The organism is Massilia sp. NBRC 108631, assembly GCF_059704565.1.
Window position 1 is genome coordinate 24599 of the sequence record NZ_BAAKJE010000107.1, and the last position, 21642, is coordinate 46240.

The window sequence follows — 21642 nt, forward strand, 5'->3', positions numbered from 1 at the left end:
ACGACAGTCAGACCATCTCCCCAGGTACTTTTGATATTGTTGTCAGTACCATGTGGTCACGTTACCACCTTGCTAGTCGTCATACGACCGTTGTTTTGCTCAACTTTTTGATCATTGTCATAAGCGATTGATTTTTATAATGAATTTATTATTGAAACGAATTTGGGTCATGTGGTATCGTGACCACATTGGCGGAACAGACAACTGGGCGGCGGTGAGAAAACATGGGTAAGACGAGCAAACTGAGTGAAGTGGCCAAGGCCGCCGGCGTGTCGCCGATCACGGCATCGCGTGCGATAAGGGGCACCGGCTATGTGTCGGAGGCGGCGCGCGCGCGCGTGATGGCGGCGGCGGCCCAGCTCAACTACACGCCGGACATGCTGGCGCGCCGCATGCGCGGCGACAAGAGCAACCTGATCGGCATCTTCGTCAACAACTACGGGTCCCTGGTGCTGCACGAGATCACCAAGGCCATCAGCCAGGAAGCGCGCCGCATCGGCTACGACATCCTGATCTTCAACGCCGAGCGTTTCGACGGCCCCGGCCGCGCGCCCACCTGCGACATGCTGAGCAAGCTGTGCGACGGCCTGGTGCTGCTGCTGCCCAATGCCGAAGACGGCTACCTGGAGGTGATCGAAAAGCAGCGCATCCCCGCCGTGTTCTTCAGCTTCGAGGCGCGCGACGTGAGCGTGCCGGTGGTGGCGGTGGAAAACCGCCAGGCAGCGCGCACCGCGGTCGAGCATTTGATCGGGCTGGGCCACCGGCGCATCGCCTTCATCGCCGGCTCCAAGGGCACCGGCCAGAGCGCGCAGCGCGAGAAAGGCTATATCGACGCGCTCACCGCCGCCGGCCTGCCGGTGCTGCCGGAGTTGATGGAAGTGGGCCGCTTCGTGCAGGCCGGCGGCTACGCGGCCGCGGAACGGTTGCTGGCGCTGGCGCAGCTGCCCACCGCCATCTTCGCCGCCAACGATGAAATGGCCTTCGGCGCCATCGACGCCATCCACAGCAAGGGCCTGAAGGTGCCGGGCGACATCTCGGTAATGGGCTTCGACGACATTCCCACCGCCGCCGGGAAGTTCCCCACCCTGAGCACCATGCGCCAGCCGCTGCAGGAAATGGCGGCGCGCGCGGTGGGCGAGGTGGTGGAGATGATCCAGGGCGCGCCCGCCGCGTCGAAGAAGCTGGCCTTCCCGATGGAACTGGTGGTGCGCAACTCCACCGGCCCGGGTCCCGCTGCGCCAGCCGGCGTCGCCACGGCGGCCTGATGTCCGCCGACGGCGCAGCGCTGACCGCCGCACCGCCCCCACGCGGCCGCAGCGCTGCGCTGCCGCTGACGGCAGCCGGCCTGTTCGCGGTCGGCTGCTGGCTGATGCTGGGCGACCTGGGCATTGCCATGCGCGAACGCGTGGCCCTGCCCAGCGGACTGGAACTGCTGCGCCGCAACGCCGCCTCCGACACCACCACCTCGCTGCTGCTGGCCACCGTGCCGGCGGTGCTGAGCGTGCTGCTGGTGCCCTTCATCGGCTACCATTCGGACCGCTTCCGCAGCGCCTGGGGCCGGCGCCGTCCTTTCCTGCTGGTGATCGCGCCGATCGGCTGCGCCGCCATGCTGGGACTGGCCGTCTCGCCGGTGCTGGGCGCGTGGACCCATGCCATGCTGGGCGCCGCTTCGCCCGGTGCGCGCATCTGCAACCTGGGCTGGTTCTGCCTGTTCTGGACCGTGTTCGAGTGCGCCGCCATCAGCGCCGCCTCGCTGTTTACCGGCCTGGTCAACGACGTGGTGCCGGCCGGCCTGCTAGGGCGTTTTTTCGCCGGCTTCCGCATCGTCGGGCTCAGCCTGGGCATTGCCTTCCACACCTGGGTGTTCGCGCTCACCGACCACTACCTGGCCGAGATCCTGGCCGCCATCGGCGTGGTGTTCGCGCTGGCCATCCTGGTCATGTGCGCCACGGTCAGGGAAGCCTGCCCGCCGGGCGAGATGCATGCCGCGCCGCGCGGGCGCTGCACGCTGCTGGTGCCGCGCGCCCACATCCTCGAGTGCTTCGGCTACCGGCCCTATTTGTGGATCGTGGCGGCCTTCGTGTTCGCCTGCGTGACCTTCAGCCCCTTCAACACCTTCTGCCAGTACTACGCGCAATCGATGGGCATTTCCAAGGCCGCGCTGGGCAGCATGACGGCCTACGGCTACATGTTCTCCATCGCCTCCGCCTTCGGCGTGGGCTGGCTGGCCGACCGCTACGGCGCGGTGCGCGTGTCGGCCATCTTCATGGTGCTGTACTGCGCTGCGGCTGCCGTGGGCTATCTGACGGTGCGCGATGAAGGCAGCTTCCGCCTGTTCTACATGGCGCACATCATCATTTCCGGCGCTTACTTCACGGCGGCCGCCTCGATGCCGATGGCGCTGTTCCCGCGCGCGCGCTTCGTGCAGTACAACTCGACCAAGGACTTGATGGTGGTGTTTGGCAACATCCTGGTCAGCAGCGCGCAAGGCCCCATTCTCGATTTCTCGGGGCACGACTACCGCCTCACCCTGCTCAGCGGCGCGTCCTTTGCGCTGCTGGCCATTCTCTGTTTGCTGCGCTTGCTGCGCTGCCGTGAATGCGGCGGATGTATTGTGCTAAAGTCAACATCTTGAGCGAAAGCATTCATTGATAGGAGGCAACGTGGCGGTATTGATCGAGTCAACGTACGACATCCAATGGGTAGTCGATCTGGACGTGGCAGCCATTGTCGCCAGCGTGCGCGACGCCATCCGCGCGAGCCGGTTGCCCGGTGCGACCGGCGCGGCGGTGTTCTTCCTCGGCGAGCAGCACAATACGCCGTATGACATCGAGCGCCGCAGGCTTGTGATGGCCCAGTTGCTGGGCGAGGAGGGCTTGATGGTGGTGCTGGAGCGCGGCATGCCCCTGCCGGGACTGGCCGTTCCGGACAATGTGGTGCAGGAGAAGCCGCTGGAAACCACCCGGTTTAGCTCGGGCAGCGATGCGCGCAATACCGACATCGTGGGCGACATCGGCGCCAGGGCGGCGGGCTACAAGGTGTACTTGTTCTGCTACGGCCAGGAGCACCAGGCCCGCTTGAAGGAGTTGATGGTATCGGCGCCGGTGCAGGCCGTGTTCCGCAGCTGGCCCGCCGTGCGCTGGACTTCCGTGCCGCCGGCGCTGGACGTGGTCGCGGCGTTGCCGGCGCATGCGCGGGCAGGCAACGTGCCGGCCATGATGCAGCCCATCGGCTATGTGGCGCGCAATGACCGCGATGACGTGGTGGCCATGCGCCTGCTGGCCAAGGGCATCGTCAAGTATCCGTTCAACCTGCAGGTATACCGGCGCAGCGTCATGAAGAGCATGGGCCAGGTCAATGTCTGGGCGATCTATCTGGTGGCCGATCCGGATGCGATCCGCAACCAGGGTTGGCTGATTGCGGACGGCGAACTGGACTTGCACCTAAGGGTCGATGCGCGCCAGATTTACTGGTGCAAGGCGGTTAACCTCAACGCTTAGTTGTAGCCGGAGCCATAGTCGTAGCCGGCGTTCCCGGTGGTGACGTAGACGCGCTTGCCCATCAGATAGGTCTTTTCCACGGCGCGGTCGTCGCCCAGCGTTTGCAGCACGAACAGCTTGTCCTCGATGCTGGCGGCGCGCTGCATGCGGAAGCGCAGCAGGTCGGTGGCGTTCGGGTTGAGCACGATGAAGTCGGCCTCGTTGCCGGCCTTGAAGCTGCCGATCTTGCTGTCCAGGTCGAGCGCCCGCGCGGCGCCCAGCGTGGCCAGGTAGTAGGCCTTCAGCGCGGTGAGCGGGCGCTGCTGGTCCGGCGTGTCGCTAAAGGCCTTGTGCAGCTGGATTGCCTTGTAAGCCTCGTTCATGGTCTGCAGCGCCGAGAAGCTGGTGCCGCCCCCCACGTCGGTGCCCAGGCCCACATGCACGCCGTAGGCTTCCGCCTTCTGCAGGTCGAACAGGCCGCTGCCCAGGAAGAAGTTGGAGGTGGGGCAGAAGGCCACGGCGGACTGGGTCTGCGCCAGCGAGGCAAATTCATCGTCGCGCAAGTGCACGCCGTGGGCAAACACCGAGCGCTTGCGCGACAGGCCGTGCCGGTTGTACACGTCCAGGTAGCCGGTGGACTCGGGGAACAGCTCCTGCACCCACGCCACTTCGCCCTTGTTCTCGGACAGGTGGGTGTGCATGTAGACGTCCGGGTACTCCTGCAGCAGGCGGCCGGCCTCGGTCAGCTGCGCCGAGGTGGAGGTGGGCGCGAAGCGCGGCGTGACCGCGTACAGCGCGCGGCCCTTGTTGTGCCAGCGCTGGATCAGTGCCTTGCTGTCGGCGTAGGAGGTGGCGGGGGTGTCGAGCAGCCAGCTCGGCGCGTTGCGGTCCATCATCACCTTGCCGGCGATGATGCGCATATTGCGCGTCTGCGCTTCCTCGAACAGCGCGTCCACCGACTGCGGGTGCACGGTGCCGAACACCAGCGCGGTGGTGGTGCCGTAGCGCGCCAGCTCGTTCAGGAACACCTTGGCCACGCCCTTGGCGTAGGTCTTGTCGGCGAACTGCCGCTCGGTGGGGAAGGTATAGGTCTCCAGCCATTGCAGCAGTTGCTGGCCGAAGGAGCCTATCATCTCCGTCTGCGGATAGTGCACGTGGCTGTCGATGAAGCCGGGCATGATCAGCTTGCCGGAGTAGTCGACCACGTTTACCTGCTGGTAGTTGCCCAGCACTTGCGCGGCAGGGCCGACGGCTTTCACCTTGCCGTCCGCGCCCACCAGCAGCACGCCGTCTTCGTAGTATTCGTAGGGATGCTCGCTGGTGGCCGGGTCGGCCACGAAGTGCAGCACCGAGCCGCGATAAGCGGTGCTTTGGTACTGGTTCTGATCCTGGTTCTGGGCGATTGCCGGGAAGGCCGCCGCGAGCGCGGCGGTGCACACTGCTGCTACTAGTTTCATAAAAGTCTCCGTATAGAAATTATTTCGGCAGAGGTATATGCCGATACAGAATCTAAAAGGAGGGCCGCGTAGGTACTATATGAAACGGGCTATGTGTCTATTTGTCCGATGCGCTTGCCAGCTTAGCTGAAAGCGGTGCGCATGATGGCGGCAGTGGCTTCCTGTTGCAGCGCGGCCAGTTCTCCGTGCTTGGGGCGGGTGTCCGACAGGAAAATCATCAGGCCTATCATCTGCGACACGATCAGCGCACCGCGGATTTCGCACTGGCCAGACGCCAGTTCCGGTGCGATGTCGCGCATCAGGTTGCGCAAGGTGCGGCGCGCGCGCGTCAGCATGGTGTCGAACATTTTCGAGGCGTAGGGATGGCGGTTGGCCAGCGCGGCGATCTCGAAAAACAGGCCGCTGGAAATCTGGTCGCGCAAGTCGTCCAGGAAGTAGTCGATGATGGACTGGAACACGGCCTTGCCGCTGTCGCTGTCGCTGCCGGTGCGCTGCGCCAGGCGCTGGTCGATGCCGGCCTGGTAGCCGTCGAAGGCCTGGTTCAGCAGTGCCTCCAGCAGTACCTCCCGGCTGGGATAGTAATGCTGCACGGTGGACAGGCTGACGCCTACCCGCTGCGCCACGCTGCGCATCGACAGCGCGCCGTAGCCCTCGGTGCCAAGTAGCTCGCGCGCCACGCACAGGATGGCGCCGGCCCGCTCGTGGCCCTTGGTGGTGGTGTGCGATTCCTTGCGTGGCATGGTCATGGCGGATTGCGCTTTTCCGGGAAATAGGTCAACATACCTGCAAATAATAGGTCGGATGACCTAAAAATACAAGGAGACCAGTATGATCCCCCGCACTTTGTTTACCGAAGAACACGACATGCTGCGCGAATCGGCGCGCCGCTTCATGGAAACCGAGGTGCTGCCGCACCACGAACGCTGGGAAGAGCAGGGCTATGTGGACCGCGAAGTGTGGCAAAAGGCGGGCGCCGCCGGCTTCCTGTGCGCCAGCATGCCGGAGCAGTACGGCGGCGCGGGCGCGGACCAGCTCTACAGCGTGGTGCTGATCGAGGAACAGGCGCGCATCAACGCCACCGGCCTCGGTTTCGGTCTGCACTCGGAAATCGTGGCGCCCTACATCCTGCACTACGGCAGCGAGCACCTGAAGTCGCATTACCTGCCCAAGCTGGCCAGCGGCGAGATGGTGGGCGCCATCGCCATGACCGAGCCGGGCACCGGTTCGGATCTGCAGGGCGTGCAGACCACCGCCATCCGCGCTGGCGATCATTACCTGCTGAACGGATCCAAGACCTTCATCACCAATGGCTGGCACGCGGACCTGGTGATCGTGGTCGCCAAGACCGACCCGGCGGCGGGCGCCAAGGGCATCAGCCTGTTCGTGGTCGACACCGCGATGGCCGGCTTCTCGAAAGGCAAGCGCCTGAAGAAGGCTGGCATGAAAGCGCAGGACACGTCCGAGCTGTTCTTCGACAACGTGCGCGTGCCGGCCGCCAACTTGCTGGGCGAGGAGGGGCGCGGCTTCGCCTACCTGATGCAGGAACTGCCGTGGGAACGCCTGCAGATCGCCATCATGGCGGTAACCTCGGCCGAAGCGGGCCTGGACTGGACGTTGCAATACACGCGCGAACGCAAGGCTTTCAAGCGCGCGCTGGCCGAGTTCCAGACCGTGGCGCACACGCTGGCCGAGATCAAGACCGAAATCACCTGCATGCGGGTATTCGTGGACCGCTGCATCGGGCTGCTGCTGGAGAAAAAGCTGGACGCGGCCACCGCCTCGATGGCCAAGCTGGCCGCCACTGAGATGCAGTTCAAGGTGCTGGACCGCTGCGTACAGCTGCACGGCGGCTATGGCTACATGTGGGAATACCCGATCACGCGCGCCTGGGCCGACGCCCGCGTGCAGCGTGTGTACGGCGGCACCAGCGAGATCATGAAAGAACTCATTAGCCGCAGCCTTTAATCTGGAGTCAGTCATGGAAGCATACATCTACGACGCTGTGCGCACCCCGCGCGGCAAGGGAAAAAAGGACGGTTCGCTGCACGGCGTTACGCCGATCCGGCTGGCCGAAACGGCGCTGCGCGCCATCGCGTCGCGCAACGCGCTCGACACCGCGCTGGTGGACGATGTGGTGCTGGGCTGCGTGGAGCCGGTGGGCGAGCAGGGCGCCTGCATCGGCCGCATTGCGGTGCTGGCGGCGGACTACGCGGAGTCGGTGGCGGGCGTGCAGATCAACCGCTTCTGCGCCTCCGGCCTGGAAGCGGTCAACATGGCGGCGGCGCAGGTGATGGCCGGCCAGTCCGACATGGCCATCGGCGGCGGCGTGGAAGCCATGTCGCGCGTGCCCATGGGCGCCAGCGGCTGGGCCTGGCCGGTGGACCCGCAAGTGGCGTTCAAGACCCACTTCGTGCCGCAGGGGATATCGGCCGACGCCATCGCCGCCCTGCACGGCTACAGCCGCGCCGACGCGGACGCCTACGCCGCCGAAAGCCAGCGCCGCGCGCACCACGCGCAGCAGCAGGGCTGGTTCGATGGCAGCGTGGTGCCGGTGGTTGACCGCAACGGCCTGACCATCCTGGCGCGCGATGAATTCATCAAGCCGGGAACCACGGCCGCCTCGCTGGCCGCGCTGAAGCCGGCCTTTGCCGACATGGGCGAGCAGTTCGGGTTCGACGCCGTGATCCGCATACGCTACCCGGAAATCGAGCAGATGCAGCACATCCACCACGCCGGCAACAGCTCCGGCATTGTGGATGGCGCGGCCGCCGTATTGATCGGCAACCGCGCGGCGGGCGAACGCGCCGGGCTGAAGCCGCGCGCGCGCATCCGTTCCTTCGCCTCCATAGGCTGCGAGCCGTCCATCATGCTCACCGGCCCGAGCTACGCGGCGGAGAAGGCGCTCAAGCGCGCCGGCATGGCGCCCGCCGACATCGATTTGTGGGAACTGAACGAAGCCTTCGCCTCGGTGGTGCTGCGCTTCATGGAAGTGCTGTCGGTGCCGCACGACAGGATCAACGTGAATGGCGGCGCCATCGCCATGGGCCATCCTCTGGGCGCCACCGGCGCCATGATCCTGGGCACGCTGCTGGATGAAATGGAACGCCGCGGCGTGTCCACCGGCCTGGCCACGCTGTGCGTGGGCGCCGGCATGGGCACGGCCACCATCATCGAACGCATGTGAGGAGCAGCCATGATCAATGTGAATATCGACGCGGACGGCATCGCCACGCTGAGCTGGGACATGGCGGACCGCAGCCAGAATGTGCTGAACGCGGAAAGCTGCCAGATGCTGTGCGACCTGGTCGACGAGGCGGCCGAAGACGGCGCCGTGAAGGCGGTCCTGATGACCTCCGCCAAGCCGGACTTCATCGCCGGCGGCGACCTGGAATGGCTATTGGACACCAGCGACGCGGGCGTGCTGTTCGAGCGCGTGATGCGGCTGCACCGCGCGCTGCGCAAGCTGGAAACCTGCGGCAAGCCGGTGGCCATGGCGTTGCCGGGTTCCGCCCTGGGCGGCGGCCTGGAAGTGGCGCTGGCTGGCCACTACCGCGTGGCGGCGGACAATCCGGAAGCCTGCTTCGGCCTGCCGGAAGTGACGCTTGGCCTGCTGCCCGGCGGCGGCGGCACGCAGCGCTTGCCGCGCCTGATCGGCATCCAGAAAGCGCTGCCGCTGCTGTTGGAGGGCAAGCGCCTGAAGGCGGCCGACGCGCTCAAGGCCGGCATCCTGCACGCCGTGGTGGCGCCGGGCGGCGAGCAGGAAGCCGCGCGCGCCTGGCTGCGGGACGCCATGCTGGCCGCGCCTTCCGAACGCGTGCAGCAGCCGTGGGACGCCAAGGGCTACAAGGTGCCGGGCGGCGCGGTGGCCGCGCCGGCGGTGCAGCAGGCCATCATGGCGGCCAATGCCATGGTGCACGCCAAGACCTGGGGCAATTACCCGGCGCCGATGAACATCCTGTCCTGCGTCTACGAAGGGCTGATCACGGACATCGACACCGGCCTGATGACCGAGGCGCGCTACTTTGCGCAGACCGTGCTGTCGCCGGAGGCGAAAGCCATGATACGCACCCTGTTCTTCAGCATGGGCGAGGCGAAAAAACTGGCCGCGCGCCCGGCCGGCGTGCCGCAGCAGAAGTACGCAAAAGTCGGCGTGCTGGGCGCGGGCATGATGGGCGCCGGTATCGCTTACGTGGCCGCCAAGGCGGGCCTGCAGGTGGTGCTGGTCGACCGCTCGCAAGCCGATGCCGACAAGGGCAAGGCCTATTCGCAGGCGCTGCTCGAGAAGCAGGCGGCGCGCGGCCAGGCCACGCCGCAGCAGGCAGAAGCACTGCTGGCGCGCATCACCGCCACCACCGACTACGCGCTGCTGGCCGGCAGCGACATCGTCATCGAAGCGGTGTTCGAGGACCGCGCGCTGAAAGCAGCCGTGACGGCGCAGGCCGAAGCGGTGCTGGCGCCGGACGCCATCTTCGCCTCCAACACCTCCACCTTGCCGATCGGCGGCCTGGCCGAGGCGAGCGCGCGCCCGTCCAACTTCATCGGCCTGCACTTCTTTTCCCCGGTGGACAGGATGCCGCTGGTGGAAGTCGTCGTCGGCAAGCAGACCAGCGCAGCCACGCTGGCGCGCTCGCTGGACCTGGTCAAGGCGCTGGGCATGACGCCCATCGTCGTCAACGATGCGCGCGGCTTCTACACCAGCCGCGTGTTCTCCACCTATGTGCTGGAAGGCCTGGCCATGCTGGCCGAAGGCATTGCGCCGGCGCTGATCGAGAACGCCGGCCTGCAGGCGGGCATGCCGCTCGGGCCGCTGGCGCTGACGGATGAGGTGTCGAGCGAGCTGATCGACAAGATCGACCGCCAGACGCGGCGCGACCTGGGCGAGGCCTACCGGGGCCGTCCCGGCCACGCGGTGGCGGCGCGCATGGTGCAGCTGGGGCGCATCGGCAAGAAAGCGGGGCAGGGTTATTACGACTATCCAGAGGGCGGCAGGAAGCGCCTGTGGCCGGGGCTGGCCGAACACTTCCCGCGCGCGGCCGCGCAGCCCGGCGTGGCGGAACTGGTGGAGCGCCTGATCGCGGTGCAGGCGGTGGAAACCGTGCGCTGCATGGAGGACGGCGTGCTCACCACCGCGCGCGACGCGGACGTGGGCGCCATCCTCGGCTGGGGTTTCCCGGCTTTCCGTGGCGGCCCGCTGAGCGAGGTGGACAAGGACGGCACGGCGGCCTTCCTGGCGCGCTGCGAACGCCTGGCCGCGCGCCACGGCGAGCGCTTTGCGCCGCCGGCGCTGCTGTGCAGCATGGCGGCGTCGGGCAAGACGTTCTACGGCGGCTGAGGCTGCATCCTCTAGCGCATGTGGCGGATTACGCTACGCTAATCCGCCCCACTCAAGGGCTGGCAGTCTGGTAGCGCCAAGCGTCGCGGCACATCTGGTCGATGGCGCGCTCGGCCTTCCAACCCAGCTCACGTTCGGCGCGGGTCGGGTCGGCGTAGCACTGCGCCACGTCCCCGGCGCGCCGCGGGCCCACCTGGTAGGGTACCGGCCGGCCGCTGGCGGCGGCGAAGGCTTGAACCATCTCCAGCACGCTGTAGCCGCGCCCGGTGCCCAGGTTGTAGGTCAGCAGGCCGGGCGCCTGCGCCAGCCGCGCCAGGGTGCGCACATGGCCCAGCGCCAAGTCGGTCACATGGATGTAGTCGCGCACGCCGGTGCCGTCCGGGGTCGGATAGTCGTTGCCGTGCACCGACAGCACCGGGCGCTGCCCAGCCGCCACCTGCGCCACGTAGGGCAGCAGGTTGTTGGGAATGCCGTTCGGCGTTTCGCCTATCAGCCCGCTTTCATGCGCGCCCACCGGATTGAAATAGCGCAGCAGGGCCACCCGCCATTGCGGATCGGAATGGCACAGGTCGCGCAGCATGTCTTCGATCATCAGCTTGCTGCGGCCGTAGGGATTGGTGGCCGACAGCGGGAAGTCTTCCGTAATGGGCACGCTGGCCGGATCGCCGTAGACGGTGGCGGACGAGCTGAACACCAGGGTGCGCACATTGAATTCAGCCATGATTTCGAACAGCACCAGGCTGCCCGCCACGTTGTTGTCGTAATACGCCAGCGGCTTGCTGACCGACTCGCCCACCGCCTTCAGGCCGGCGAAGTGGATCACCGCGCCGATGGCGTGCTCGCGGAACACCGCGCGCAGCGCGGCGCGGTCGCGCACGTCGGCCAGAACCAGCGGGAAGCTGCGCCCTGCGATGCCTTCCACGCGCTGCTGCACGGCCGGCTGCGCGTTGCTTAGGTTGTCGAGAACGACGATCTCGTGGCCCTCAGCCAACAGTTCCACGCAGGTGTGCGAGCCGATGTAGCCCAAGCCGCCGGTGACGAGTATTTTCATAGTGTGTCCGTAGTAAAAAGGATCCAGCAATGATAATAAATTGTTATGCTTTTTTTGCCTACCGTTTTCGCCGGGCCGGGACGGTGGCGCGCACTTTATCTTGTGCTGGGTGGTGAATTGGGCAACACTATGGCTGAGCATTCATTTCCCCTTCGAGCATGTCTACAAATAGCGCGGTGTCCGCCGACACTGAAGAAATTCTTCCATTGACCGGGCTGCGTTTTATCGCGGCGCTGTACGTCTTCGTTTTCCATATCCAGCTGCGCTGGCCGCTGGCGCCGGAATCTCCTTTCCTGACCAACCTGCTCGGCCAGGGCGCAATCGGCATGAGCTTGTTTTTCATCCTGTCGGGCTTTGTGCTGGCCAAGCGCTATCACAGTGGCAAGGACAGTTTCAAGGACTACATCGTCAACCGCTTCGCCCGGATCTACCCGGTGTATGTCGTGGTCGCCCTGCTGACCGTGCCCTGGATGGGCGTCGACTTCAACGGGGAATCCGCCTACGGAACTGTGCGCCATGTGCTGACCGCCGCGATGCTGGTGCTGGCCGAATTACTGGTGATCCAGGCCTGGTTCCCACAGATGTTCCCGATGTGGAATAACGGCGGCAGCTGGTCAATTTCAGTCGAGGTGTTTTGCTATCTGTTGCTGCCCTTTATCCTGGCCAGGGTGGTGGCGCTGGGGGATGCGGGACTGCGCCGCCTGGCGCTGGCTGCGTACGGCCTGGCATTGTTGCCGGGCATGGTGCTGGTGCTGCTGGGGGGCGACCAGGTGGTGTTCTACAGCCTGCCGATCTACCGCCTGCCGGAATTCGTCATGGGTGTCTGCACGCTGGAAATACTGCGCCGCAGCTTGCTGTCGCCGCGCCTGGCATTGCTCCTGCACATCCCGGCGCTGCTGCTGCTGGTTGTTTATCTTGGCGTGGCGGGACACAGGCTGCCCGGGTGGATCACGCACAACTGGATCGTGCTGCCGGTGATTGCCTTAACGATTTACGCGGTAACGCAGGGCGGCGTGCTGGCGAAACTGCTTGGCAACCGGCTGCTGGTATGGTGCGGCCACATCAGCTACTCCTTCTATTCCTTCCAAATCGTGCTCCTGCTGGTGCTGAAATCGCAGCACGCGGCCATCGTCGGCTACCTGCCGGTGCTGGCGGACAACCGCATGCTGCTGCTGGCGGCGTTCGCCGTGCTGATGGCACTGTCGGCGTTCGGCTACCACTGCATTGAGGAGCCTTGCCGGAAATGGATCAGGCGGCGCGGCAAGTCGCACTGGGGCCTGGCGCCGCCGGCCGCCGCCGTCTGATTCCAGTGTCCATGCGTTAGCAGCGCGAACCGCGGAAGCCGCGCAGCAGTTCGCGGTCCGACAGCGGTTCATCCTGCAGGCGGCCGAAGAAATAGAAGCCGGAAGCAGCGTCGAAGTCGCTTTCGTTGGCATGCACCAGGTAGTCCAGCCAGCGCAGCGGATAGGTGCCGAGCAGGCCGGCTAGCTTGAGCCAGCGCCGCGTGCGCGGGCGGTCCGACAGCGCCGCCAGTGCGTAGCGCATGATTTGTCCCGCGCTGGTGCCGGTGCCGGCCGTGGTGCCGCTGCGCAGCTCCGCGAAATGGCGAAACAGCCTGCGGTGGCCCAAGTGGGTAAAACGGGTGAAATCATACTCGCGCATGTGCACCGGCTGCATGAACGGTGTTTCAGCGTACACGTAGCCGCCCGGCTTGAGCACGCGGCGTATTTCCTCCACGCAGCGATAGGGGTCGAGTACGTGCTCCAGCACGGCGCAGGCCACGCAGGCGTCGAAGCTATGGGCCTCGAAGGGCAGGTCGTGCGCGTCGGCAATGCAGCTGACGTGCTTGCCGAATGCCACGTCGGTGTAGACCACGTTGCCAGCCAGCATGCGTTCGCCCGCGCCGATGACGAGAATGCACGCCTGCGGTTGTTCGGCCAGGATGGCTGCCAGCGCGTCGGCCACGCCGAAATCGCGCCGGGGCGGTTCGGCGTCCATCAGCCGCATCATCGCGCGGTGGTAAAGGCGGCGCAGGCCAGTGCTGCGGTCCAGGTTGCCGGAATAACCGCTGGCGCCGTCGTAGCCGCCGTAGCCATCCTGTGGCAGGTAGTCGGTTTCGCTGAAGACGCTGTTGCTGTGGTGAAGCAGGACAGGAATGCCGTGCACGGTGGGATAGTCGCGGCCGCATTGCCTGCAACGCCAGTTGGCGAGGGCGGTCTTGTGCACCGGGCAGGCGTAGGACACAGGAAACTGCAACGCTTCGCTCATGGCATCCCCTCGCGTGGAATTGATAGTTGACTATATCACAACGCAAGCGGTACTGATCTACCCACCGTCAAGCTGTTGCAATCAGCCCGCGCAATACGCCCAGCAACAGGCGCGCCTGTTCCGCCATCGAATAGCGCTGCTGCACCGAGGCGCGCGCGGCGCGGCCCACGGCGGCGCGCAATGCCGGTTCGCGCAGCGCTTCCAAGCAGCGCATCCAGTCCTCGTGGCTGGAAGCCAGGAAGCCGTTCTCGCCTTGCCGCACCAGCGGCTCGTAGGCCGGGATGGGCGTGGCGATGACGGGCAGGCCCACGCACATCTTCATGCTCAGCCGGTTTTCCGACTTCACCTGCCAGCTGGGCGCGGCCTGGCCGGCGCCGGCGGCGTGCCCGGTGTCCACCGGGATGATGCCGATGTCGGCTTGCCGCATCTGCTGGTACACGCCCTTGGGGTCCCAGGCCACGCAGCGGATGCGGCGGTTGGCCAGGAAGCGCAGATAGGTCCAGCCGCGCCCCTGCTCGGCGGCGCGCGCCAGCTGCCACTTGGCTTCGCGCAGGCGCTGCACGGGCTGGCCGGGCGGGCGGTAGCGTCCGACGATGGTCACCCGCAGCCACGGCGGCGGCTCGGCGATCACCGGCAGCCGGTCCAGCTGGGCCGAGGTGACCAGCACCGCGCGCAGCGGGTGCGCGGCCGTGGCGGGGCGCTGGCCCCAGTCGCCCTTGTGCACTTCGGGCCGCTCGATGCCGTCGTGCACCACGTGGATCTTGTGCTGCAGCGCGGCCGGGTACAGGCTCTTCAGGAATTCGGTGACGGTCACGGTGGCGTCGGTGGCGGCGGCCATCGGCGCGTCGACCAGATCGCACACGCAGTACACGGTGCGGATGCCCGCCTCGCCCAACTGGCGCGCCAGCACTACGGCGCTGGGCCCCTGCACTTTCTGGAACACGACCAGGTCGTAGCCGCCGGCCGCGATGGACGGCAGCAGGCCGTCCAGGTTCGGCGTTTCGGTGGCGGTGGCCGGCTCGAACACGATGTGCGGCTCGCAGCCGGCCGCGCGCAGCAGCGGAAACATGTTGAGCGCCGCCACCCGCGTGCTGGGGATGGGGCGGGCCGAGTTGGACAGCAGGATGAAACCGACCTTCATGCCGCCCTCATTTGCCTGCCATGCCCAGCGCCGCCAGCAGCCGTTTGGCGCCATCGCGTCGGATGCCGAGCGTGCTGGCCAGCGCCAGCAGCGCGGCGCGCGGCTTCCGCGTGTGGCGCGCCGCCGCCCACAGGCAGGCGCGTGCGCGACTGTCGCCATGCACGTACAGCTGGTAGGCTGCCGACCACAGCGCTTCGCTCCAGCGCGCGCGCTGCGCGGCATTGAGCGCGCCGGCGCTCAGCCAGCGGTCGTGGATCAGGAACAGCGTGTAGCAGTGCGCGGCAGAAGGGCGCACGAAGGTGGTGCGCACGATGGAGGTGGAGACGATGCGGTAGTGCGCCACCGGCCCGGGCTGGTAGGCGAATTCGTGGGCGGCGGCCAGGCGCAGCCACATGTCGTAGTCCTCATACGTTAGCCGCTCGTCGTAGTAGCCGGCGTCGGCCAGCGCCTGGCGCCGTATCAGCGTGGCCATGGCGGGAATGAAGTTGCCGTCGGCCAGCGCGGAAAACAACTTGCCGGACGGCGGCTGGAAATTGGGCCGGTGCTGCTCGATGAAGCGCAGCGGCAGCGGATTGCCTTCCTCGTCCATCTGCCAGGCGTCCGAGTACAGCACCGCCACGCCGGCCGGCTGGGCGCGCATGGCGGCCAACTGGCGTTCGATCTTGTCCGGCGCCCACATGTCGTCGGTGGCGATCATGCTGATGAATTCGCCCCGGGCGCCGGCGATGGCTTCGTTCAGCGTGGCGCAGATGCCGGCGTTTTTCGTGTGGCGGATAAAGCGCGCGTCCGGCCGGTGTTCGGCCAGCCAGGCGGCGATCAGGTCAGCCGAGTCATCGCGCGAGCAGTCGTCAGTGACGATCAGCTCGAAGTCCTGGCAGGTCTGGGCGCGGATGCTGTCCAGGCAGGCGTGCAGAAAGCGCGCGTGGTTGTAGCACAGCGCGATAACGGTGACGGCCGGCCTGGCGGATTGCGTGGTCATGCCGCTCTTTCGTCCGCGCCGGCGCACAGCTGGCGGCACGCCGCCGCAACTTCGGCTTGCTGGCTGTCCTGCATCTGCGGCCAGAACGGCAAGCTGAGCACCTCGGCATGGATGGCTTCAGAAACCGGGAAGCGGCCCCGCTCCAGCTTCAGTTCTGCGTAGGCTGGCTGCAGGTGGGGTGGCACCGGATAGTGGATGATGGTCTGGATGCCGCGCGCGGCCAAGCCTTCCTGCAGCCGCTGGCGCTGGGCGCCGCGCACCACGTACAAATGCCATACGGGCTCGGCCCACTCCGGTACGTACTGCGGCGCCAGGCCGCTGCCTTCCAGGGCGGCACTGTACTGCGCTGCCAGCGCGCGGCGGCGCACGTTCCAGTCGTCCAGCAGCGGCAGCTTGGTGCGCAGCAGCGCCGCCTGCAGTTCGTCCAGGCGGGAATTGTGGCCCTGCACTTCGTTGTAGTACTTGACCTTGGAGCCGTAGTTGCGCAGCGTGCGCAGTTGCCCGGCCAGCGCGTCGTCGTTCGTGACGATGGCGCCGCCGTCGCCCAGCGCGCCCAGGTTCTTGCCAGGGTAGAAGCTGAAGCCGGCCGCGTGGCCCAGGGTGCCGGTGCGGTGGCCCTTGTAGCGCGCGCCGTGCGCCTGCGCCGCGTCTTCCAGCACCTTCAGGCCGCGGCGCGTCGCCAGTTCCATGATGGGGTCCATGTCGGCCGGCTGGCCGTACAGGTGCACCGGCATGATGGCGCGCGTGCGCGGCGTGACGGCCGCCTCGATCAGGGCCGGGTCGATGTTCATGGTGCGCGGGTCCGGTTCCACCGGCACCGGCGTGGCGCCGGTGTAGGACACCGCCAGCCAGGTGGCGATGAAGGTGTTGGACGGCACGATCACCTCGTCGCCGGGGCCGACGCCCCAGGCCTTGAGGGTGAGGAACAGCGCGTCCAGACCGTTGCCCACGCCGATGCAGTGGCGCGCGCCACAGTAGTCGGCGAACTCGCGCTCGAAGGCGGCGGTCTCCGGACCGAGGATGAAATTGCTGGAGTCCAGTACGCGGCGGTAGGCGTCATCCAGTTGGGGACGCAGTTCGGCGTGCATCGCGCTCAGGTCGAGGAAAGGAATCATGGCGTATCGTGGGTGGCGGTAAGGGAAAGAGGAGGATCAGGCGGCCGGCGCGGCGCCGCGCGCCAGTGCCAGGAACTGGTCGTAGTCGCGCACGTAGTCGCTGCCCCGGTAGACGTCCGAGCACAGTACCAGCAGGATCGCGTCCGGGCTGTATTTGTAATGCACGCGCCACAGGCGCGGCGGAACGTGCAGGCCGATGGTGGGCGTGTCCAGCACCACTTCGTCGCGCGAGGTGCCGTCGTCCAGCGCCACCGAGCACGAACCGCGCAGGCAGACCAGGAATTCATGCAGCTCCAGGTGGGCGTGCTCGCCCCGCACTTCTCGGCTGGGCACGTCGAACACGACGAAATAGCGCTTGGGCGGGAAGGGCAGGTGCTGATCGATTTCACCGAACACCAGCGCGCCGCGCAAGTCTTCCACCAGCGGCATGGCGTGCAGTTTCGCGCCCGCCACGTTGAGCGCGCGCGGCAGCTGCGCCGGCGTTGTGGCCGGCAGCGGGACGGTGCGCGACTGCGCCGGCTGGGCGTCCGCCTGCGGCGAGGTGCTGGCGTAGCCGGTGATGCGGGCCGGGTTGCCCACCACGATGGCGTTGGGCGGCACGTCGCGCGTGACCACGGCGCCGGCGCCCACCATGGCGTTGCGGCCAATGCTCAGGCCGGGCAGGATGGTTGCGTTGGCGCCGATCGAGGCGCCCTGGTGGATCACGGTGGCCGGCCATTCGTCGGCGTACTGCCTGCTGCGCGGGTAGCGGTCATTGGTGAAGGTGGCATTGGGCCCGATGAACACGTCGTCCTCCACTGTCAGCCCATCCCACAACTGCACCCCGCACTTGATGGTGACGCGGTCGCCGATGCGTACCTTGTTCTCGATGAACACATGGTCGCAGATATTGCAGTCGGCGCCGATGACGGCCCCGGGCAGCACATGGGCGAATGCCCAGATGCGCGTGCCTGCGCCAATCTGATCGGTCTCTACCAGGGCGTGCGAGTGTTGGAAGTGGTCGGACATGGGCGCGTGGCTTGATTGGCGGTTGTGCGGGATGGAATATACGGGCAGGTTAAGCGGACTGGAAACGGCCTGTCACGCTGGCCAACATGGTGGCTTCCGCGCTGCCGGCTGGGCGTCCCGCTGCATGCCAAAGCGTCAATACCATCGTAACATAGCTGATGGCGCCGGCACAGATGCAAACTAGTAACTGCAACAACGCCGGCCACGGCTGGGCGGCACCGGCCAGCTGCCGCTGTAGCAGCAGCACCACAGCGCCCATCACGGCGGCGCCAGCCAGCGGACGCCACAGCGCGCCGAAGTAGCGCGCCGCACTCAGTCCGGTCATCCGCAGGAACACAATGTGCAGCGGCACCAGCACCACGCAGGACATCACCAGGTGCACCCAGGCTGCACCCAGCGCGCCATATTGGAGGCTGGCGTACGCCAGCGAGGGCAGATACAGCACCAGCATGGCGCCTGACAGCATGGTGTTGGCTTTGGGCTTGCCCAGCGCCACGATGACCATGATCAGGTTGGACTGGATGGCGCTGGTCAGGCCGCACACGGTAAACAGTTGCAGCAGCGGCACTGCGGCTGCCCATTGCGGTCCCAGCAGCACGGCCACGGCCGGTCCCGCCACGCAGGCCAGGCCGACCGACATGGGGAAGGCCAGCAGGCCGATAAAGCCGAATACCGACAGGAACTTGGCGCGCAGCGCGTCCAGGTTGGCCGAGTTGGCCGAGTAGGCCGGGAAGGCAGCGCGGTTGATGGGCGCGATCAGTTCGGTCGACGGCAGCACGGCGATCTCGCTGGCGACGTTGTACAGGCCGAGGTCGTGTGCGCCCACGGTGCGGCCCAGGATGAAGCTGTCGGATTTGTTCTGGAGAAACACGATCAGGTTGGATACCAGTAGCCACTTGGAGAAATGGAACAGGTCGTGGCTGGCGGCCAGCGAAAAACGCGGGCGGAACGGGTGCACCCTGTAGCTGAGCAGTACGGCGCACACCTTGCCGACGATGATGCCGCCCACCAGCGCCCAATAGTTGCGCAGAGTGAACGCCAGCACCATGGTCACGGCGAAAGAGATCAGCTTTTTCGACAGCAGGAAACGGAATTCCTGGCCAAAATTCATCTGCTTGCGGAAGGTCACCGTGCCGATGTTCTCGGCGCCCTGCACCAGCGCGCCGATGGCCAGCACCGACAGCACCAGCTGGAGCTTGGGTTCGCGGTAGAAATCGGCCGCAAACGGTGCGCACACGACCAGCAGCAGGGCCACGCTGGCACTGAACAGCACGTTGTAGGTCCAGGCGGTGTCGAAATGGTGGCGCTGCGCGTCCTGGCGCTGGATGAGCGCGACGTCGAAGCCGAACGCGCCCATCAGCTCGATCAGCGTCAACACCGACATGGCCATGGCCACCAAGCCGAAGTCGCCAGGCGTGAGTATGCGCGCCAGGATCAGGGTGCTAGCCAAGCCGATACTGCGTTCGACCAGCCGCAGCGCCATCATCAGGCCCGCGCCGCGGGCGAGCGAACTCATGCCGCGCTCCTGGCAGGCGGCTGCTGTGCCGGTGACTTAGTGTAAAGAGGCAAAATAATGCAATTAGATTAACCGATGTTGTGCATTAGAACACAGATCGGCCACTTTGCGTTTTGTTAAATTGCGGCGTCGAGCAGTGGGACTGGGAAGCTATCTTTTAATATAATGACAAATTACGATACGCGCAGGGAATCTCGATGGAACAAGCAAACCACCCGCTGGTCGTCGATCTGGACGGCACGCTGACGCCGACCGACACGCTGGTCGAATCCGGTATCAAGCTGATCCGGAGTTCGCCCGGGGCGCTGCTGCGCATGCCGTTCTGGCTGCTGTCCGGGCGCGCCGGCTTCAAGCGCGCCGTCGCCGAGCGCTGCGGCATCACGGCCCACAGCCTGCCCTATCACCAGCCGCTGCTCGAGTACCTGCGTGCCGAAAAGGCGCGCGGGCGCCGCATCGTGCTGGCCACCGCCGCCCACAGCAGCATCGCCGACCAGGTCGCCGGCCACCTGGGCCTGTTCGACCAGGTGCTGGCCACCGGCGCCGGCGACAACCTGAAGGGTTCCACCAAGCTCAGCATGATCCAGCGCGAAGTGGGCGCCGACTTCGTCTATGCCGGCGACAGCCGGGCCGACCTGCCGGTGTGGCAGGGCGCGCGCGGCGCCATCCTGGTGGGCGCCAGCGCCCGCACCAGCGGCATCGTGCGCGGCGGCACGGTGCCGGTGGAGCGCGAATTCAACGGCCACAGCCGCTCGCTGAAAGTGTGGCTGCGCGCGCTGCGGGCCCACCAGTGGCTGAAGAACCTGCTGCTGTTCGTGCCGCTGTTCGCCGCCTTCTCCTTCCTCGACCTGGCCAAGCTGGGCCACCTGGCGCTGGCCTTCGTGGCCTTCTCGCTGGCAGCCTCGGCCACCTACGTGGTCAACGACCTGTGGGACCTGGAGTCGGACCGCGCCCACCCGCGCAAGAAGCTGCGGCCCTTTGCCAGCGCCCAGCTGCCCATCCTGCAGGGGCTGGTGGTGGCCGGGGCGGCGCTGGCCGTGGCGCTGGGGCTGGCGGCGCTGGTGTCGAAGGGCTTCCTGCTGGTGCTGCTGCTTTACCTGCTGCTCACCAGCGCCTACAGCTGGGTACTGAAGGAATACATGCTGGTCGACGTGCTGATGCTGTCGCTGCTGTATACCTTGCGCATCCACGCCGGCGCGGTGGCCACCGGCATCACCAACAGCTCCTGGCTGCTGGCCTTCTCCGTGTTCGTCTTCCTCAGCCTGGCGCTGATCAAGCGCTGCTCCGAACTGGTGCTGCTGCAGCAGGAAGGCCGCACCGTCACGCGCGGGCGCGACTACCGGGTCGACGACCTGGTGGTGCTGTGGCCGCTGGGCGTGGGCGCGGCGCTGAGCGCGGTGGTGGTGCTGGGCCTGTTCATCAGCGCGCCGGAAACGCAGGCGCGCTACCACACGCCGGACCTGCTGTGGCTGGCCGCGTTCGGCATGATCTACTGGCTGGGCCGGCTCTGGATCAAGACCTCGCGCGGCGAGATGCACGACGACCCGGTGGTGTACGCGGTGCGTGACGGCGGCAGCCGCGCCGCCATCCTGGCCATCGTGGCGCTGGCGCTGGCGGCGCGCTTCCTGCAACTGTGAATGCGAATTATTTCCTGCCGGAATAGCCTGACGCCAGCGGCGGGATTGAAATACCGCTATGAAAATTGCAACAAGTATTGTATTCTAGTACATGGTTCGTGTAGAGTTTTCAATTGTTAATTCTGCATTGGAACTGTGTGGCGCTGGCCCAACAGTTCAGCCTGGCGTCAGCGGCGGCATGATCCATGACTGCGCAGTAGCGCTAAAATGAATGCCCGCCCCGGCTGACCCGCGCGCCGCAACACGAACTTGTTATTCTCTAGCAAGATATTTTATTTCTGTATGGGTTTGAAATGAACAATGCCAAGGTAGTTGCGGTTGTCGGTCTGGGCTATGTGGGGCTGCCGCTGGCGGTGGAGTTTGGCAAGAAGCGGCCCACCATCGGATTTGACTTGTCCGAACGCAAGATCGACAGCTACCGCCGCCATTGCGACCCGACCGGCGAAGTGTCGCCGGCCGAACTGCAGGCCGCCACGCAGCTCCGGGTGACCACCGATCCGGCCGAGCTGGCACGGGCCGACTACATCGTGGTGGCCGTGCCGACCCCGGTCGACACCGCCCACAATCCCGACTTCGCGCCGCTGGCCGGCGCCAGCGCCACGGTCGGGCGCCACATGAAGAAGGGCAGCATCGTGGTGTTCGAATCGACCGTGTACCCGGGC

At 66.3% G+C, this 21642-nt stretch carries 17 protein-coding genes and 1 pseudogene; 9 read left to right on the forward strand and 9 right to left on the reverse strand.

The window, feature by feature from the left end; all coding sequences use genetic code 11:
- The first annotated feature begins 224 nt into the window (after positions 1 to 224).
- The 3 genes from AC6H42_RS12580 to AC6H42_RS12590 are packed head-to-tail and all read left to right on the forward strand — an operon-like array spanning position 225 to position 3500.
- The gene (locus AC6H42_RS12580; protein ID WP_057158536.1) at positions 225 to 1265 is read left to right on the forward strand and encodes a LacI family DNA-binding transcriptional regulator; all 1041 of its coding nucleotides are present in this window, start codon (positions 225 to 227) and stop codon (positions 1263 to 1265) included.
- Entirely contained in the window at positions 1265 to 2635 is a 1371-nt protein-coding gene (locus tag AC6H42_RS12585) for an MFS transporter (RefSeq protein WP_057158535.1), read from the forward strand. The genes AC6H42_RS12580 and AC6H42_RS12585 overlap by 1 nt, the downstream gene beginning before the upstream one ends.
- A 28-nt stretch (positions 2636 to 2663) precedes the next feature.
- On the forward strand, positions 2664 to 3500 hold the full coding sequence (locus tag AC6H42_RS12590) for a hypothetical protein (protein WP_157201189.1): 837 nt from the start codon (positions 2664 to 2666) through the stop codon (positions 3498 to 3500).
- On the opposite strand, the gene guaD is transcribed toward AC6H42_RS12590, so the two are convergent.
- Positions 3497 to 4936 carry a guanine deaminase gene (guaD, locus tag AC6H42_RS12595; protein WP_497548182.1) on the reverse strand — a complete coding sequence of 480 codons (1440 nt, stop codon included), beginning with the start codon at positions 4934 to 4936 and terminating at the stop codon, positions 3497 to 3499. The genes AC6H42_RS12590 and guaD overlap by 4 nt on opposite strands.
- Positions 4937 to 5058: 122 nt before the next feature.
- Positions 5059 to 5682 carry a TetR/AcrR family transcriptional regulator gene (locus AC6H42_RS12600; RefSeq protein WP_497548183.1) on the reverse strand — a complete coding sequence of 208 codons (624 nt, stop codon included), beginning with the start codon at positions 5680 to 5682 and terminating at the stop codon, positions 5059 to 5061.
- An 82-nt stretch (positions 5683 to 5764) separates the two neighbouring features.
- Between AC6H42_RS12600 and AC6H42_RS12605 the strand changes: the two genes are divergently transcribed.
- From AC6H42_RS12605 to AC6H42_RS12615, 3 genes are read left to right on the forward strand one after another with little or no spacing between them, the layout of a single operon-like run.
- A complete protein-coding gene (locus AC6H42_RS12605; RefSeq protein ID WP_057158532.1) occupies positions 5765 to 6901 on the forward strand; it encodes an acyl-CoA dehydrogenase family protein in 1137 nt (378 codons plus the stop codon).
- A 13-nt stretch (positions 6902 to 6914) separates the two neighbouring features.
- Complete coding sequence (locus AC6H42_RS12610) at positions 6915 to 8120, forward strand: acetyl-CoA C-acetyltransferase (RefSeq protein WP_497548184.1); 1206 nt, start codon at positions 6915 to 6917, stop codon at positions 8118 to 8120.
- Positions 8121 to 8129: 9 nt separating this feature from the next.
- Positions 8130 to 10268, forward strand: coding sequence for a 3-hydroxyacyl-CoA dehydrogenase NAD-binding domain-containing protein (locus AC6H42_RS12615; protein WP_497548185.1), 2139 nt, complete (start codon positions 8130 to 8132; stop codon positions 10266 to 10268).
- Between the two features lie 52 nt (positions 10269 to 10320).
- Here AC6H42_RS12615 and galE read toward each other — a convergent pair whose 3' ends face one another.
- Positions 10321 to 11319 carry a UDP-glucose 4-epimerase GalE gene (galE, locus tag AC6H42_RS12620; protein WP_497548186.1) on the reverse strand — a complete coding sequence of 333 codons (999 nt, stop codon included), beginning with the start codon at positions 11317 to 11319 and terminating at the stop codon, positions 10321 to 10323.
- A 158-nt stretch (positions 11320 to 11477) separates the two neighbouring features.
- Between galE and AC6H42_RS12625 the strand changes: the two genes are divergently transcribed.
- Entirely contained in the window at positions 11478 to 12623 is a 1146-nt protein-coding gene (locus AC6H42_RS12625; RefSeq protein ID WP_497548187.1) for an acyltransferase family protein, read from the forward strand.
- A gap of 16 nt (positions 12624 to 12639) precedes the next feature.
- Here AC6H42_RS12625 and AC6H42_RS12630 read toward each other — a convergent pair whose 3' ends face one another.
- The 6 genes from AC6H42_RS12630 to AC6H42_RS12655 form a co-directional block, all read right to left on the reverse strand.
- Complete coding sequence (locus AC6H42_RS12630) at positions 12640 to 13587, reverse strand: methyltransferase domain-containing protein (protein ID WP_497548188.1); 948 nt, start codon at positions 13585 to 13587, stop codon at positions 12640 to 12642.
- Between the two features lie 67 nt (positions 13588 to 13654).
- Entirely contained in the window at positions 13655 to 14728 is a 1074-nt protein-coding gene (locus tag AC6H42_RS12635) for a glycosyltransferase family protein (RefSeq protein ID WP_497548189.1), read from the reverse strand.
- 7 nt (positions 14729 to 14735) lie between these two features.
- Positions 14736 to 15707, reverse strand: coding sequence for a glycosyltransferase family 2 protein (locus tag AC6H42_RS12640; RefSeq protein WP_497548190.1), 972 nt, complete (start codon positions 15705 to 15707; stop codon positions 14736 to 14738).
- Positions 15704 to 16822, reverse strand: coding sequence for a DegT/DnrJ/EryC1/StrS family aminotransferase (locus tag AC6H42_RS12645; protein WP_497548191.1), 1119 nt, complete (start codon positions 16820 to 16822; stop codon positions 15704 to 15706). Before AC6H42_RS12645 ends, AC6H42_RS12640 begins: the two co-directional genes overlap by 4 nt.
- A 36-nt stretch (positions 16823 to 16858) precedes the next feature.
- A complete protein-coding gene (locus tag AC6H42_RS12650; RefSeq protein WP_497548192.1) occupies positions 16859 to 17830 on the reverse strand; it encodes a WxcM-like domain-containing protein in 972 nt (323 codons plus the stop codon).
- Between the two features lie 49 nt (positions 17831 to 17879).
- Positions 17880 to 19346, reverse strand: coding sequence for a lipopolysaccharide biosynthesis protein (locus AC6H42_RS12655; protein WP_497548193.1), 1467 nt, complete (start codon positions 19344 to 19346; stop codon positions 17880 to 17882).
- 197 nt (positions 19347 to 19543) lie between these two features.
- Between AC6H42_RS12655 and AC6H42_RS12660 the strand changes: the two genes are divergently transcribed.
- Together AC6H42_RS12660 and AC6H42_RS12665 are read left to right on the forward strand one after the other, a co-directional pair.
- Complete coding sequence (locus AC6H42_RS12660) at positions 19544 to 20980, forward strand: UbiA family prenyltransferase (RefSeq protein WP_057158522.1); 1437 nt, start codon at positions 19544 to 19546, stop codon at positions 20978 to 20980.
- 293 nt (positions 20981 to 21273) lie between these two features.
- Positions 21274 to 21642, forward strand: a pseudogene (locus tag AC6H42_RS12665) (nucleotide sugar dehydrogenase); the annotation flags it as partial.